The 1,436-nt window shown below is 58.7% G+C and carries 1 protein-coding gene and 1 pseudogene; both read left to right on the top strand.

Features of this window, described 5'->3' with window-relative positions; translation table 11 throughout:
- Window positions 1-124 precede the first annotated feature (124 nt).
- Window positions 125-430, top strand: a complete 306-nt coding sequence (locus AC1AUD_RS13665; protein WP_476574926.1) for a hypothetical protein — start codon at window positions 125-127, stop codon at window positions 428-430.
- Window positions 427-1,436, top strand: a pseudogene (locus AC1AUD_RS13660) (hypothetical protein); the annotation flags it as partial. The gene AC1AUD_RS13665 and the pseudogene AC1AUD_RS13660, both read left to right, overlap by 4 nt.

Here is a 1,436-nt window from a genome sequence, read left to right as displayed (position 1 = left end):
CCGGAATGGTGATTTTTTAAGCAATCGACGCGAAGGAAGACCCCGCGCCCAGTTTTTTACTCTCTCAAAACGGATAAAAAATATTTGAAAAACGGCGGAATACCAACGAAAAAGAGGTGAAACCATGCAAATGACATTGGAGGGCTTCGAGGACTATTACATGCCCAACGAAGGCCTACAGGAACGCGCCACGAAGGAACTTATCGACAGCTTCGTGGAAGGCAGGACGCTGAACCCAAGCGCCCGGTACATCTGCAAGACCATGATCAACATTTCCCGTAACTTCGACGCGCTCAACGCCAAGGGCCGCGACACAAGCCGCGTCATGGCACAGCTTCTGTCGTGGTATCAGGAGCTTGAAACGAAGTTCTCGACGCAAAAGGAAATCGACCCGGCACTGGCCGGACTGCTGCAAGAGGCCAAGGCATGACACCGGCAAGAGGCGGCACCAAGCGCGACGAAAGCCGTCGAACAGACGGGGCCATAGTCGCCAAGTTCGCCCAACTGCTTGGCACGCCATTGCTGCCGTGGCAACGATACGTCGCCGACGTGGCCGGAGAGATCGACCCGGAAACGGGAACCTACTATTACGACACCGTGATACTGAGCACGCCAAGGCAGTGCGGCAAATCGACGCTNGACACCCGGAACGCCCTGTGGGGGCCTGATCGCTTCATCTACTATCTGGCGCAGACGGGCAAGGACGCCGGCGACCACTTCAAGAAATACTTGAAAACGCTTCGTGACTCGCCGCTTTCTGCCATCACCACCCGGCCATATCTCGGGGCTGGAGACTTGCGCCAGCCCTTTATGAACGGCAGCGTGATTATGCCAAAGAGCGTGACCAAGGTAGCCGGCCACGGCGTGCAGGGCGACAAAATCACGCTTGACGAAGCGTTCTCGTTATCCGAGGAAACGGGCAACACCATACTGGACGGCTTCATGCCGACGATGGCGACCAGACTAAAGGCCACCGGCGTGCAACCTCAACTATGGATTACCAGCACCGAGGGCACGGCGGAATCAACGTTCTTCAACCAACGCTTGGACGCTTGCAGGAACGGGGAGCAGTCACGCCGCACCTGTTGGTTCGACTTCGGCTTGCCCGACGACGAAGACCCGGAGGACTTGAACGCCATCATGCGCTATCACCCTGCGGCCGGGCTGTTGTGGAACAAAGCGCAATTGGCCGACTTCCACGAACAGTTCAGAGGCAACCCGGCAGGATGGGCGCGAGCGTTCGGCAACCGCCGTGACGTTGGAATCGTTGACCGAGTGATAAACGCCGACCTGTGGGACGCCACCGAGTGCCGGCCGATACAGCCCGCCGAACTGGCCGGCAGGCCGGTGGTGTTCGGCGCGGCCGTGGACGTTGACGCCACGCATACGTCGATTAGCGCCGGCATCTCCGAACCCGACGGCACTGTTACCGTGCA

Source organism: Bifidobacterium sp. LH_730, assembly GCF_056355835.1.
This window is presented reverse-complemented; position numbering and strand designations above follow the sequence as displayed.